The 14,517-nt window shown below is 45.4% G+C and carries 12 protein-coding genes; 6 read left to right on the top strand and 6 right to left on the bottom strand.

Annotated features, from left to right (window positions below; all coding sequences use genetic code 11):
• The first annotated feature begins 382 nt into the window (after positions 1-382).
• The 4 genes from torE to R8N47_RS06225 all read left to right on the top strand — a co-directional run bounded on the left by torE (position 383) and on the right by R8N47_RS06225 (position 6,224).
• Positions 383-562: a trimethylamine N-oxide reductase system protein TorE gene (gene torE / locus R8N47_RS06240; protein WP_005378141.1), complete on the top strand. Its 180-nt coding sequence runs from the start codon at positions 383-385 to the stop codon at positions 560-562.
• Positions 563-612: 50 nt separating this feature from the next.
• Positions 613-1,797 carry a pentaheme c-type cytochrome TorC gene (torC, locus tag R8N47_RS06235; RefSeq protein WP_064353803.1) on the top strand — a complete coding sequence of 395 codons (1,185 nt, stop codon included), beginning with the start codon at positions 613-615 and terminating at the stop codon, positions 1,795-1,797.
• 26 nt (positions 1,798-1,823) lie between these two features.
• Positions 1,824-4,286 carry a trimethylamine-N-oxide reductase TorA gene (torA, locus tag R8N47_RS06230; RefSeq protein ID WP_064353804.1) on the top strand — a complete coding sequence of 821 codons (2,463 nt, stop codon included), beginning with the start codon at positions 1,824-1,826 and terminating at the stop codon, positions 4,284-4,286.
• A gap of 198 nt (positions 4,287-4,484) precedes the next feature.
• Positions 4,485-6,224 (top strand): glycoside hydrolase family 36 protein, encoded by a 1,740-nt coding sequence (locus R8N47_RS06225; protein ID WP_064353805.1) that lies wholly within the window; start codon positions 4,485-4,487, stop codon positions 6,222-6,224.
• A gap of 77 nt (positions 6,225-6,301) precedes the next feature.
• Here the strand turns inward: R8N47_RS06225 and R8N47_RS06220 are convergent, their stop codons facing one another.
• On the bottom strand, positions 6,302-7,516 hold the full coding sequence (locus tag R8N47_RS06220; protein ID WP_025766868.1) for a putative manganese transporter: 1,215 nt from the start codon (positions 7,514-7,516) through the stop codon (positions 6,302-6,304).
• A gap of 186 nt (positions 7,517-7,702) precedes the next feature.
• Between R8N47_RS06220 and R8N47_RS06215 the strand changes: the two genes are divergently transcribed.
• Together R8N47_RS06215 and R8N47_RS06210 are read left to right on the top strand one after the other, a co-directional pair.
• Positions 7,703-8,608, top strand: a complete 906-nt coding sequence (locus R8N47_RS06215; protein ID WP_017634678.1) for a manganese-dependent inorganic pyrophosphatase — start codon at positions 7,703-7,705, stop codon at positions 8,606-8,608.
• 68 nt (positions 8,609-8,676) lie between these two features.
• Positions 8,677-9,066, top strand: a complete 390-nt coding sequence (locus R8N47_RS06210) for a DUF2750 domain-containing protein (RefSeq protein ID WP_005378129.1) — start codon at positions 8,677-8,679, stop codon at positions 9,064-9,066.
• An 82-nt stretch (positions 9,067-9,148) separates the two neighbouring features.
• Here the strand turns inward: R8N47_RS06210 and R8N47_RS06205 are convergent, their stop codons facing one another.
• From R8N47_RS06205 to sapA, 5 genes are read right to left on the bottom strand one after another with little or no spacing between them, the layout of a single operon-like run.
• Positions 9,149-9,940 (bottom strand): ATP-binding cassette domain-containing protein, encoded by a 792-nt coding sequence (locus tag R8N47_RS06205; RefSeq protein ID WP_005393308.1) that lies wholly within the window; start codon positions 9,938-9,940, stop codon positions 9,149-9,151.
• A complete protein-coding gene (locus R8N47_RS06200; protein WP_005378126.1) occupies positions 9,937-10,932 on the bottom strand; it encodes an oligopeptide/dipeptide ABC transporter ATP-binding protein in 996 nt (331 codons plus the stop codon). Before R8N47_RS06200 ends, R8N47_RS06205 begins: the two co-directional genes overlap by 4 nt.
• Positions 10,932-11,819, bottom strand: coding sequence for an ABC transporter permease subunit (locus R8N47_RS06195; RefSeq protein ID WP_005378123.1), 888 nt, complete (start codon positions 11,817-11,819; stop codon positions 10,932-10,934). The genes R8N47_RS06200 and R8N47_RS06195 overlap by 1 nt, the downstream gene beginning before the upstream one ends.
• A complete protein-coding gene (locus R8N47_RS06190; RefSeq protein ID WP_005378122.1) occupies positions 11,806-12,768 on the bottom strand; it encodes an ABC transporter permease in 963 nt (320 codons plus the stop codon). Before R8N47_RS06190 ends, R8N47_RS06195 begins: the two co-directional genes overlap by 14 nt.
• Positions 12,768-14,387 (bottom strand): ABC transporter substrate-binding protein SapA, encoded by a 1,620-nt coding sequence (sapA, locus tag R8N47_RS06185; RefSeq protein ID WP_064353806.1) that lies wholly within the window; start codon positions 14,385-14,387, stop codon positions 12,768-12,770. The genes R8N47_RS06190 and sapA overlap by 1 nt, the downstream gene beginning before the upstream one ends.
• Positions 14,388-14,517: the final 130 nt, after the last annotated feature.

The raw sequence follows: 14,517 nt of genomic DNA, 5'->3' as shown, positions 1-14,517 counted from the left end.
TTAAAGTAAATCTTGAGTGCTATTTTCGACATTAATACGCAGCATTTTGTTTACAAACGGTTATCTTTTTCGGAGTTTTTAAGTCGATTTATGGCATGGTAATTACGATTTAAATGTGATCGATGTTTCTTAAATGTTGGTTATTTAACAACTCCTTAAAAGACTTATTTTGTCACATCTGTTCATGTTTTTTAATAAATAACATCAATCCATCATATCTCTGGATGAGCTCAAAAAAGTGTTGAATTACAAGGTCTGAGGTCGCTTATTTGATTGAACCCTACTATTAGTATGGTCTAACATTTTCCATTAGAGATTGTAAAAAACTTAAGCTTGGTTACGCGGGCTTTTCAATAACACTAGATACAAAATAGGCAAATGTATGAGTGATGTTAATAAAATTGAGAGTGGTGAAAAACGCTCCCTGGAGTGGAAGTCGTTCCTCTTCATTGCAGTTGTTCTCTTCCCAATTCTGAGTGTGGCCTTTGTTGGCGGCTACGGGTTCATCGTTTGGATGTTGCAAGTCTTCTTCTTTGGACCTCCAGGCGCGCACGGCATGTAAGCCAGTGAGCTCATAACCACACTTTTGAAAAGATTTTAAGAGAGCAAATAATGAAATCATTAATCATTAAACTGTGGCGTACCATGACGCGCCCAGCTGTACATATCAGCCTAGGTGTGCTGACTATGGGCGGCTTTATTGCTGGTGTTATCTTTTGGGGTGGCTTTAACACCGCTCTAGAAGCAACCAACACAGAAGAATTCTGTATTAGTTGTCACACAATGCGTGACAACGTGTACGTTGAGCTACAAGAAACGGTGCACTGGAAAAACCACTCTGGTGTTCGTGCTACCTGTCCTGATTGTCACGTTCCACATAACTGGACAGATAAGATCGCTCGTAAGATGCAAGCTTCTAAAGAAGTATTTGCACAAGTATTTGGCAACTACGACGAACCGGGTGTGTTCGAAGAGCGTCGTATCGAACTTGCTAAACACGAATGGGATCGTTTCTCGGCAAACAAATCTCTGGAGTGTAAAAACTGTCACAACTACGAATCGATGGATTTCGAGCAAATGTCTCCTACGGCTCGTATCCAAATGAAGCAAGCCGCTGAGAAAGATCAAAGCTGTGTTGACTGTCACAAAGGTATCGCGCACAACCTACCAGCAGGTATGGATAGCATCGGCGGCATCGTGGGTGATCTAGAGCAAATGACATCAGGTACTGACTACGCAGTAGGTCAAGAGCTCGTAAGTATTCGTCACCTTCCAATTTACTTTGACGCGCAAGGCGCGAAAGAAGCGGGTCTTCTAAACCCTGCATCAACAGTAAAAGTTCTGGAAGATAAAGGTGACTTCATCGAAATCGAAATTGACGGCTGGCGTAAAGCGAAAGGCTTTGGTCGCGTAATTCAAGAAGATTTCGGTAAGAACATTGCGACTGCGTCTCTGATGAAAGAAGCAGCAACAGACAGCAGCATTGTGACGACTGGTGAGAAAAAAGTGGATGAGTTAACAGGCCTTCCTTGGGAAAAAGTAGCGGCGAAAGTATGGATTAAGAAAGAGTCTATGCTGAACGACATCAATCCTGTTTGGGAAAAATCTCGTGAAGCCTACAAGACCAATTGTTCTGTATGTCACACTCAACCTGCGGAAGCGCACTTCGACGCGAACACCTGGCCAGGTATGTTCGACGGTATGTTGGCGTTCGTTAACCTAGATACAGACAGTGAAGCACTGATCTTGAAGTATCTACAGAAACACTCTTCAGATTATGCTGAAGGTCACCACTAATAAGCGTCGGATTGGAGTAATTTTAAATGGCTATTACACGAAGAAGTTTTCTTAAAGGTGTAGCAACCACAAGTGCAGCGTCAGTAATTGGTCCTAGCTTATTGGCGTCCGCCTCTGCAAATGCCGTTGAGACGACAGGTACTTGGAAAGTAACCGGTTCTCACTGGGGCGCGTTTCGCGCCCACATCTACGCGGGTAAAGTTCAAGAGATCAAGCCGCTAGAGCTAGACAAAAACCCAACAGAAATGTTGAACGGCATTAAGGGTATTATCTACAGCCCTTCACGTGTTCGTTACCCAATGGTTCGTCTAGATTGGTTGAAGAAACATAAATACAGCGCAGATACTCGCGGTAACAACCGTTTCATCCGAGTAACTTGGGATGAAGCGCTAGATTTGTTTTATCGCGAACTAGAACGTATTCAAAAAGACTACGGCCCATGGGCGCTGCATGCAGGTCAAACAGGTTGGAACCAAACGGGTTCATTTAACAACTGTACTGCGCACATGCAACGTGCAGTAGGTATGCATGGCAACTTCATCACTAAAGTAGGTGACTACTCGACGGGTGCAGGTCAAACCATTATGCCGTACGTGCTAGGCTCAACCGAAGTTTATGCACAAGGTACGTCTTGGTCTGAGATCCTAGAAAACTCTGACAACATCGTTCTTTGGGCTAACGACCCAGTGAAAAACCTTCAAGTAGGTTGGAACTGTGAAACGCATGAGTCGTTTAAGTACCTTGCACAACTAAAAGAAAAAGTGGCAAAAGGTGAGATCAACGTTCTATCTGTAGACCCAGTGAAGAACAAAACTCAGCGCTACTTAGAGAACAATCACTTGTACATCAACCCGCTGACAGACGTAGCGTTCATGCTCGCTGTGGCACACGTGTTGTACAACGAAAACCTGTACGATAAGAAATTCATTGATACTTACTGTCTAGGCTTTGAAGAGTTCATTCAATACGTTCAAGGTAAGACAAAAGACAAAGTAGAGAAGACGCCTGAATGGGCAGCAGCGATTTGTGGCGTGAAAGCGGACAAGATCCGTGAATTCGCACGCATGCTAGTCAGCGGTCGTACACAGATCCTGATGGGTTGGTGTATCCAGCGTCAAGAGCACGGTGAGCAGCCATACTGGGCAGCGGCTGTGGTTGCTGCAATGGTTGGTCAAATCGGTCTACCTGGCGGTGGTATCTCTTACGGTCACCATTACTCAAGTATCGGTGTGCCTTCTACTGGTTTCGCGGGCCCTGGTGGTTTCCCTCGTAACCTTGACCAAGGTATGAAACCGAAGTGGGACAACAACGACTTTAACGGTTACAGTCGTACTATCCCTGTTGCACGTTGGATCGACTGTCTGCTAGAGCCTGGCAAAGAGATCAACTACAACGGCGGTAAAGTGAAACTGCCAGACTTCAAGATGATGGTTATCTCGGGTTGTAACCCATGGCACCACCATCAAGATCGTAACCGCATGAAGAAAGCGTTCCGCAAGCTTCAAACGGTTGTAACGATCGAGTTTGCTTGGACTGCGACATGTCGTTTCTCAGATATCGTTCTACCGGCGTGTACGCAATGGGAACGTAACGACATCGACGTATACGGTTCATACTCGAACAAAGGTCTGATTGCGATGCATCGCCTAGTTGATCCATTGTTCCAATCTAAGCCTGACTTCCAAATCATGAGTGAACTAACTCAGCGTTTTGGTCGCCGCGAAGAATACACTCGTGGTATGAGCGAGATGGAATGGATCGAAAGCCTTTACAACGATTGTAAAAAAGCGAACGAAGGTAAGTTTGAAATGCCAGAATTCAACGAGTTCTGGGAGAAGAGCGTACTAGACTTCGGTGAAGGTAAACCTTGGGTTCGTCATGCGGACTTCCGTAAAGACCCTGAGCTGAATCCACTAGGTACGCCGTCTGGCTTCATCGAGATCACGTCTCGTAAGATCGGCCGTTACGGTTACGAACACTGTCAAGAGCACCCAATGTGGTTCGAAAAATCAGAGCGTTCACACGGTGGTCCTGGTTCAGATAAATACCCATTCTGGTTGCAGTCTTGCCACCCTGATAAGCGTCTGCACTCTCAGATGTGTGAGTCTGAAGAGTTCCGCGCGACTTACGCGGTACAAGGTCGTGAGCCGGTTTACATCAACCCAGCGGATGCCAAAGCAAAAGGTATCAAAGATGGCGATTTGGTACGTGTATTCAACGGTCGTGGTCAGCTGTTAGCTGGCGCTGTTTTGACTGACAGCTACCCACGTGGCGTTATTCGTATCGAAGAAGGTGCATGGTACGGTCCTCTAAACGAGAAAGAGGGCGCAATCTGTACCTACGGTGATCCTAACACGCTAACGCAAGACATCGGTTCTTCTGAGCTTGCACAGGCGACTTCTGCGAACACATGTATCGTAGACTTCGAGAAGTTCACAGGTAAAGTGCCGCCAGTCACTTCATTTGGTGGTCCGATCGAAGTTGCTTAATTAGTGCAGTTTGCATAAATCGAAATACCAGCCTCAGGGCTGGTATTTTTTTATCAAAATTTCAGTGAGCGTTGTCTCAATAGTAACTTCATAACGTTAAACGAGACTGGTATTCGTGATGATGGTAACGAATTGGGTGAGACAAGCAGGAGATAATGCGCCAAGCTAAACAATAATAATTAAGTGAGTAGACTCTTTATGGCTCAGAGCATTCAATTGGCAAATCACACTGAGATCACTGTGAATAACAATGACTTCCAAGTTGAAGTCGAGGGTAATCAATTACATTTTTCTTTTGCTGGTCTCCACAATAAAACCTTTACCGACCGTGAAGTGTTGCTCGAAATGCCGTTTTTGTACGAGCACGAGGCCAACGTAATTGGGGATGGTTTTCAAATGTTGGCGCAAACGGCGGGAACGATCAATCACCCCGTTGATATTGGTCGCTGCCCAGACAATAATCCTTCTTATCGAATCTACCCTAAAGATGCCCCTAAGCGTTATTACAACTATTTAGTGGTGGAAGGCTCGGCTGGCTACACATTGTATGGCTTCACATCATGTCATCGCTTTGCTGGCTATTTTGATGTTGTACTGCGTGATGGGCATTGGGTTTTATCAGCCGCAATTGATGGTGAGTTGACTCAAGTGGCGGATTGGGAAAGTAATCAACTTGAATCCGTGGCGGTACTCTGTGGTCAATCGCTATCCGAGCTTTATCAAACCTATGGCGAGATGATTGCAAAGCATCATCCTGTTCGCCAAGGTGTGACACAAGATACGCCTGTTGGTTGGTGTTCGTGGTACGCGTACTACGCAGACGTGACAGAGCAAAACATCATGCAGAACGTTGATTGCATGCAAGATAAGCTCGAAGACCTTGAGTGGGTACTTCTGGATGATGGCTATCAAGCCTTTATGGGCGATTGGTTAACCCCATCAGATAAGTTTTCTGGTGGCGTAAAAGAGCTCATTCATAACATCCGTGCAAAAGGAAAAAAGCCGGCAATTTGGATGGCGCCTTTCATTGCACAGCCTGAGTCGGAGATCTTCAAACAGCATCCAGAGTGGTTTGTTCGCCACAAGGATGGTGGCTTACTTAAAGCAGAAGATGTCACATACGGTGGTTGGCGATGCACGCCTTGGTACATACTCGATACCTCAAACCCAGAAGTACAAGACCATCTGACGAATGTAGTCTCTGTCATGAGACAAGAGTGGGGCGTTGAGTTGTTCAAGCTAGACGCGAACTATTGGGGCACCTTAAAAGGTGTTCGTAAACAATCTGGTATTACAGGCGTTGAGGCGTATCGCTTAGGAATGGAAGCGATTGCCAAAGGCGCTGGTGATGCGTGGCTTTTAGGTTGCAACGCGCCAATGTGGCCATCTCTGGGGCTTGTGGATGCAATGCGTGTTTCTGACGATGTAGAGCGTCATAGTCGTCGATTCGAGCAGATAGCCAGAGAAACCTTTTACCGTAGTTGGCAGCACCGAAAACTGTGGCAAATTGACCCGGATTGCGCGACATTCACTTCATTAGCTAATCAATCTGCATCCAGAGAAGAGTATGAATTTCATCGCACGGTGTTATTAGCGAGTGGTGGTTTGCTGCTGTCTGGCGACCCACTCCCTGAGATTACGCCGTTTGCTAAGAAGACACTGGCTAAGCTCATGTTACGTCAACAACGTAACCAGCAATCTGCAAAGTTTACCGCTTTGAGTTTAAATCACGCGTTTTTAAAACTAACGACGAAGAATGACCTCCATTGTTTGTTTAATTATGCGAGTTACGGAGCGATGGAATTTACGCTGACGTCTGATCAACCGGTGGACTGGTATGATTACTGGACAGGGGAAAAGCTAAACCAAGAACCTTGCCAGTTGTTAATGGTGAGCGTGGATAAAGGGCTCAATGCGAAAGCGATCGTTACAGCATAACGTGAAGTAAATCGCCTAATACCAAGATCAAGAAAGGAGCCTATTGCGGCTCCTTTCTCGTTTTGATGCTCTGGGCGTTAGAACTCGAATAAAAAGTAATACCCGTATCCAACAATAAACGCAGGAATGGACGAATAAATAGTCGCGACCAAAGCAGCTTTCGGTGCCATAGCAATGGCGGGGAATAGGGCGTCACCATCGTTAGAAATCGCATTTGCCAATTGCGCCGAAAGTGGCGCTGCACCAGAGATGTACAGGCTAGTGACTAAAATTTGCGGTCCGCAACCAGGCAACATACCAATGGCTAGGCCAGCTAATGGCATCCATATCCCCCAATGAGAAAAGGTTTCTACGAGGTCGATTCCAGAAAAATAGGTCGTCAGTTCAAACGCCAGAAAAGCGACGATCACCCAAGCACTGACGAAGTTTGTGTCTTGAGCCGCTTTTTGAATTGGATGCGAGTCCACAATTTTTTCATCTTCAGAGACCGTTGACTGATAATCGCCGAGCTCTTTTGTCATAGCCCACAACGACATTGTGATCACCGCGAAGATAGCGCCCAGCCATTCAATGGTGTTGGCTTTCAAAGATAGCAACTGATTAATATCTATTTGGAAAGACATTAACACAGCAACGACACTAGCAGGCACAATAAGCCATTTCCAAAATGCGCCTTGTAGATTGATTGCACGTTGTTCAAGAGGCGTGTGTCGGTCTGTCTGGTGTTGGCAACAAGCATGTGTCTGAGGTGCTTCTTTTGGTTCTGGTCGCAGAAAGTTATCAGCATGAAAAGCATTAACGACTAACCCTGAAAGAGTACCCACGATAATGCCTAATCCAACCACGCCTAATCCAACACTTGGTTTGGCGGCAAGAAGTAAAAAGGCAGCGTCACCCATTGTTGAAGTAAGTACCGCGACAATCGCACCAAATCCCACTCGGCCACTAATAAATTGCGTTGTCACAACAATAGCGCCACCACAGCCAGGCAAAGCACCCAACAAAGAAGCAAAGAAAACCTGATGATTACGCGAGCGATGATATAGCTCGGTAATTCGATTGGTTTTCGACATAAAGTTTGAAAGATAATGATAAATAGCCAATGTGGCAGCAACATAGCATGACACTGCCCAGAATGAGTCGGATAGCGTCTGTACGGCTACGTCACGTGTATTTTCATTGCCTAGCAAAATGAGCATGACGATAGGGATCAGCAATCGCTTATAAGCTAAACGAAACTGAGTAGGCTGAAACAACTGTTGTGCAGAGTGTAATAATTGGGTCGCGTTCATCGTTTACTCAAATGCAAATAGGAATAATTATCATTATATGTAAATGAGATTTATTCGCAATAGCATTGTGAACTTTTCTTCGTGTCAAACTCTTTGAAATCAGGTAAAGTATCGGCCTTTGTGAGCAAACACGCCCTAATTAACTGTATTAGGCGGCGTATAAAATTGACTTGAATAGGAAGAAACATGATTCTAGTTGTAGGTCATAAGAACCCAGACAGTGACAGTATTTGTAGTGCACTCGTTGCAACTGAACTTCTAAAAGCGCGTGGCGTTGAAGCTATGCCAATTCGCCAAGGCGAAATCAACCGTGAAACTCAGCACATCCTAGAAGTTGCTGGCGCTGAAGTTCCTGAGCTTCGCACATCAGTTGCGGGTGAGACCGTTTGGCTAGTAGATTACTCAGATCTAGCACAAGCACCAGACGATATCGCAGAAGCTGAAATTGCGGGTATTGTTGACCACCACCGTCTAGGTGACGTGATGACAGTAAACCCAATGGAAGCATGGATCTGGCCTGTTGGTTGTACCAACACTGTTCTATTCAACATGTTCAAGATTGAAGGCCACGCGATTACTCCACAAATTGCTAAGCTAATGATGTCAGCAATTCTATCTGACACAGTAGGTTTTGCTTCTCCAACTTGTACACAAAAAGACAAAGATGCCGTTGCTGAATTAGCGGCAATCGCAGACGTACAAGATGTGGACGCGTTCACTAAAGATCTTCTAATTGCTAAAACAAACATCGAAGGTCTATCAGCGGCTGAGCTTGTTGAGAAAGACCTTAAAGGTTACCCATTCAACGGTCGTGACGTAGTGGTTGGTCAGGTTGAACTTGCAACTCTTGAGCAAGTTGACGGTATGATCGAAGCACTAGAAGCAGACCTAGAATCTCGTTGTGAGAAAGATAACCTAGCGTTCGCTGCTGTAATGCTAACAGACATCACGACTGCTCAAACTCGTCTTCTATACAAAGGTGAGTGGGCTGAGAAGCTTGTTAAGCACGAAAAAGACGGCATGCTAATGATGGAAAACACGCTAAGCCGTAAGAAGCAAGGTTGGCCTTGGCTTCAAACTGAACTAGCTTAATTTTCTAGCATATACTTTAAATGCCCGCTTAGCTGCGGGCATTTTTCTATGGGAAATAGGAGACGAATATGTCTGAGCAACTGACCCAAGAGCAGATGGATACCATTAATCGCTACAACGAAGAGCAACGTTTAAAGTACTGCGTAAAAGAGATTGTGGCGAATCGTAAGGTTTGGATTCTGAAAGACGAACATGGCTGTGTCATGTTAAATACAGAAGATGATGATTGTGTACCAGTATGGCCAAACGAAGAGTTTGCTTTGCAATGGGCGAATGGTGATTGGGAAGATTGCGAGCCAGAAGCGATCTCTTTAAACAAGTGGCACAGCCGTTGGACCTCTGGTCTAGAGGATGACGAGCTATCGATTGTTGTATTCCCAAATCAAAATGAAGAAGGGGTCGTATTGTTTCCTGACGAGTTTGATTTTGAACTACGCAAACAAGCGAGCCGCCGTTAGTTTTTTGATTAGTCCCCATGCAATAAAGAAGCCTGCGTTAAAGCAGGCTTCTTTACATTTGCACGATTACATTTTTGATAAGCTATTTTGTTTGATGGCTTGGCGCTTTATAAAAGTGGCTTTCGACTAGTCTTTGAGTAATAGGATGCTCGGGATGAGTCAGTACTTGGTTGGTCTCGCCAAACTCGACCACTTCACCTTCATGCATCACCATCACTTTATCAGTAATATGCTTAACAATGCCAATGTGCTGAGACACGTACACAAATGACAATCCCATCTCTTCTTGCAACTCGAGGAATAAGTTAATGATCTGCGAGCGCATTGCCATATCCAAACCGTTTAACGCCTCATCAGCGACAATGATGGAAGGTTGAAGAATAAGTGCACGAGCCAAACATACGCGCTGTTTTTGACCGGCAGCTAGCATTTGTGGATAAAAATAGGCGTGCTCAGGCAGCAATCCTACGCGGAGCAGGGTGTTCTTTACACGCTGCATGCGCGCATCTGGCGGCATGTTGGTATTTCGCTTTAGCGGACCTTCTAAAATACGACCAATCTGGATACGTGGGTTTAACGATGTGTTTGGATCTTGGAAAATCATGCGGATGAGCTTGCAGCGTGTCGCGTAATCTTTGTGCTCCAATCGTTCGCCATTCACACGGATCTCTCCGGAGCTTGGTTCAACAACGCCAGCAAGCATACGAGCTAGTGTGGATTTTCCTGACCCGTTTTGACCAATAAAACCAATAGTTTGTCCTGGCTCTAAAGTAAAGCTTACCGGTTTAACTGCCTCATTAACCTGACGTTTGAACAGACGGGAGCGCGTAACAAATTGCTTCGATAAATTATCGACTTCAAGTAACGCACTCATGACTTTTTCTCCGTGTTCAATGGAAAGTGGCAGTTAAATTTATGATTCTTAATTCGTCTGGTGTGTGGAATTTCTACACATTGTTTCTGCGCATATGGGCAACGTGGTCCGAGGCGACAACCGATAGGCAGATGCTGCAATGGCGGAATCGAGCCCGGTAGGGATTGGAGTTTTTGCTTGTGTGGTACCCAATCATTAAAGTCAGGCATCGCTTTAAGCAAGGCATCGGTGTACGGGTGCTTGGGTGCCGCAATGATTTTACTGGTATCGGCAGACTCCACCGACTGACCACAATACATTACCGTAATACGTCCTGCCCACTGTGTTATGGTCGCTAAGTCGTGGCCGATAAGCAAAATGGTTGTGTTATTAAGTTGGTTCATGCGGCTCAACAGACGCAAAATTTGCGATTGAGTAATCGGGTCTAAGTCGTTGGTTGGCTCATCTGCGATCAGCAACTTTGGTTTGGTCGCTATCGCCATGGCAATCATGACTTTTTGACACTCACCATCAGTCAGTTCATAAGGGTAGCTACCCATTAAACGCTTGTGATCTTTAATACCCACTTTATGCAAAAGCGCGATGGCCTGTTTTTTACGCCATTTAAATCGCTCCCACCATTTCCCTTCAAATGCGCGAGATGGAATGGATTCAATCAATTGACGCCCGACTTCCTCTGAAGGGTCAAGACAAGTTGAAGGCTCTTGGAAAATCATCGCAATATCACGAGCAATGACGCGCCGACGCTCTTTTGGTGTAAGCTGAAGCAAGTCAATATTGCCAAGGCGCATACGGTCTGCGGTGATGCGCCAGTTATCTTTACTTACCCCGACAATCGCTTTTGCAACTAAGCTTTTCCCTGAACCAGACTCACCTACAAGACCACGAATTTCGCCTTCGTTCAAAGTTAGGCTCATTCGGTCAACGGCTTTGACCAACCCTTGAGGTGTTTCGATCTCAATGGTCAAATGTCGAATATCTAACAACGGCATTATTCGATCCCCGCATTAAGCGCTTGACGTACACCTTCACCTACTAAGTTTAGGGTAATAACAGTAAACATGATGGTCAGGCCGGGTAGGGTCACTGTCCAAGGTGCAATATAAATAAGCTCGACAGAGTCACCTAATATTGCTCCCCACTCGGTGCTTGGGGCCTGTGCACCTAGGCCAAGAAAACCCAGTGCCGTAATATCTAAAATCGCAGCAGACAGCGCGAGTGTGATTTCAGCGGCAATGACCGTCAGAATGTTAGGAAGAATTGAACTCCACAGTAAGTAGAAATCATTAGCGCCATCAAGGCGTGCCGCCATTATGTAGTCTTTTTCAACTTCGGTGTGGACTGCGATATAAACAGAGCGAATAAAACGCGGAATCAATGCCAAGCAGATTGCGAGTAAAATATTGAACCCACCAAAGCCGAGAAATGCTACAAAAATGATTGCTAATAAGAGCGACGGGATAGACATGACGGTATCGAGCAAGTGGTTGAGAGTACTCGACAGTAAGCCTTTCGTCATACCTGCCAATACGCCAATTAAACAGCCTACAACGGCAGCAATTGCGGTGATGGCGACAGCAGCGCCAAATGTTAGCTGAGAGCCCATAATCAGGCGCGAAAGAATATCTCTACCTAAGTCATCGGTCCCCAAAAAGTAATCAACCGTTCCTGCTGGGGCCCATGACGGCGGCACAAGCAATTCACCAGACTGTGCTTGGGCGTCAAATGGTGCAAGTAGGGGAGCAAAAATGGTAATAAGGACGATAAACACCAAGCACCACAAGCCAAACATGGCTAGTCCGTTGGCGCGGTAGCTTCGCCAAAAACGCTCAAACTGTGTTGGAATGCGCTCTTCCTGATAAACGTTATTTGTTAGCATACCATTCCTTTCGAACTAAAGGGTTAATCATCGCGCCAATCAAATCCGAGAGTATGTTAGCGGTAAGAACCAAAGTCGCAAGTACCATCACGCCAGCTTGGATAGATGCATAGTCTTGGCTTGCTAGCGCATCTAAAAGCCAACGACCAATACCTGGCCAGTTAAAAATAGACTCCGTGATGATAGCTAAGGTAATCATACTCGAAAGTTGAACACCAACTTTGGGAATGATAGGCGGTATCGCATTCCGCAATACATGTTGAGTTACGATTTCGCGGTTAGAAAGACCTTTGATTCTCGCTGCACGGATGTAGTTTTGGCTCATCACTTCCGCTACCGAGGAGCGCATTAGTCCGACAACCTGGGTGGTTGGAGCCAAAGCAAGCACCAAACATGGCAGCACCATATGCTCAATGACGCTTTGCAGTGCGTGAGCGCGGTATTCACCTTTCGCCATGAATGCGTCGATAATGGCAAATCCGGTTACATGATCAATTTCGTAAAGTAAATCATACCGTCCCGCAACGGGAAAGAGTTGGTATTCCAATGAAAAGACCATGATAAGTAGCAGAGCTACCCAAAAAATTGGGGCGGAATAACCAGACATCGACATGAATGAAATGCTGGTGTCGAGCCATTTACCTTGCTTCATCCCAGCCACGGTTCCAAGTGGAATACCGATCAAAAGGGACACCAAAAAGGCAAAAAAGCACAGTTCCAAAGTGGCAGGGAATACGACGGCGAGCTCGTCATAAATCGCGTTGCCGTTTTTACTTATGCCAAAATCAAGCTGAGAAAGGTTGATTAAGTAAGTTTGCCAACCAGACCAAAAATCAACGTTTGCCCAGTGCGAGAGAGGGTCAAGGCGAAGCAGAGAAAAACCCACTAATGTAAGGATCATCAAAGTGATGATAAATAGGTTAAAGCGTCGAACGGTATACCAAAACATCAGTGAATTCTCTCAACTCTATCAAACGGTTGGGCATTGAAAGGGCTTGATTTGAAGCCTGTCAGCGATTTGTCGTGCACACGGAACTGCACGCCATGCGCCAGAGGAATAACCGGGAACTCTTGATTCAAAATGTTCTGTGCTTGGCGATATAGGTTCAAACGGTAACGCGGTTCTTGAGTTTCTAACGCCAAATCGAGCAAGAAATCGAAGTCATCGTTACACCACATGGACACGTTAAGGCCAACGCGGTCAGACTCGCAAGATAATAAAGGGCGGAAAAAGTTGTCAGGATCCCCGGTATCACCAATCCAACCAGTTAAAAGTAAATCGATATCGTTGATGTTCTCCAAATCCACACGTTCAAACCTATCATCGGTCAGTAGCGTTAATTTAACCCCAATATCGGCAAAATTCGCTTGGATTAACTCCGCAGTCTTACGAGGGCTTGGGTTAAAAGCACGTGGTTCAAGTGGTACCCACATGGTCAATTCTAGGCCGTCTTCGTAGCCTGCATCTCGAAGTAGTGCCAATGCATAATTCCGGTCATAACGAATTTTTACACTGTCTTTTTGATAAGCCCATGAATTAGGTGGTAGCAAGGTATAAGCTTGGGAGCCAGTTCCGTAGTAAACCGAATCTAAAATATTTTGACGGTTGATCGCTAAGTTAAGTGCTTGGCGAACTCGAGCATCACTCAGCGCGGTGGTTTCTGTGTTTATCGCAATAAAGGAAACGTTGTTAGCCGGTGTAGCCGTCAGCTCAAGGTTGTCATTTTCTTGAATGACAGGTATTTGGCTCGAAATAGGTGAAGAGAGTACGTCACACTCGTTTCTTAAAAGTTTAGCTAATGTACCCGTGCCTCTGTGAGAGATATCGAACACCACTTGTTCCATTTTTGCTGGTGACTTCCAGTAATTAGAATGACGCTCTAATCGAATCAAATCGTTCACTTGGTACTCTTTTAATTGATAAGGGCCGGTACCGATAGGAAGTTGGTCGATTTCTTCTTTATGATCTTTTGCTGCCAATTGCTGTCCATACTCCGCAGACAAGATAACCGCATGGCTGGTGGCAATATTGGCCAAGAAAGAAAAGTTTGGCTGAGATAACGTAAACCTTACCGTATGCTCATCTATTGCAACCACGTCTTGGAGTAGGTTTTGAAAATCTAACCCTGCAAACCATGGATAAAAACCACCACCTACTTGGTGAAAAGGATGGTCTACATCGATGATTCGCTTGAAGCTAAATACCACATCTTTTGTATTCAATGGGCGAGTGGGTGTGAACCAAGGCGTGGTTTGGAATTGAACACCACGTTTAAGCTTAAACGTGTATTCCGTCCCTGATTCATTTACTGACCAACTCTCGGCGATGCTTGCCACGGGCTGATGTGATTTAGGATCGAGCGTGAGCAGCGTATCGTACAGCTGCGGGCTCAGAGCCTCTGCGGTAATACCGCTATCAATAAGCTGAGGGTTAAACGTGGTCGGCTTACCCTGTCCGCAAAACACAAAGCCAGCTTTGCGAATATCATTGTGGTCAATTTCATCGCCGCAAGCGGTCAGTAGGCTAATCCCAATAAGGCTCAGCGATAATCTTATAAAAGCATTCATAATATGAAATGTTCATTGGATCTTGCTCGTTTCGTTTGATCTTACTCTTTCAAAGCTAACAAGCGAAAATGATCTCGCTAATTTATCACCTTTGTGAACTCGCTCCAAACATAAAATCCATACACTGTAA

The sequence above is a fragment of the Vibrio sp. 2132-1 genome (assembly GCF_033344315.1).
The sequence above is the reverse complement of the archived record's forward strand: the minus strand, read 5'-3'. Positions and strand labels throughout refer to the sequence as shown.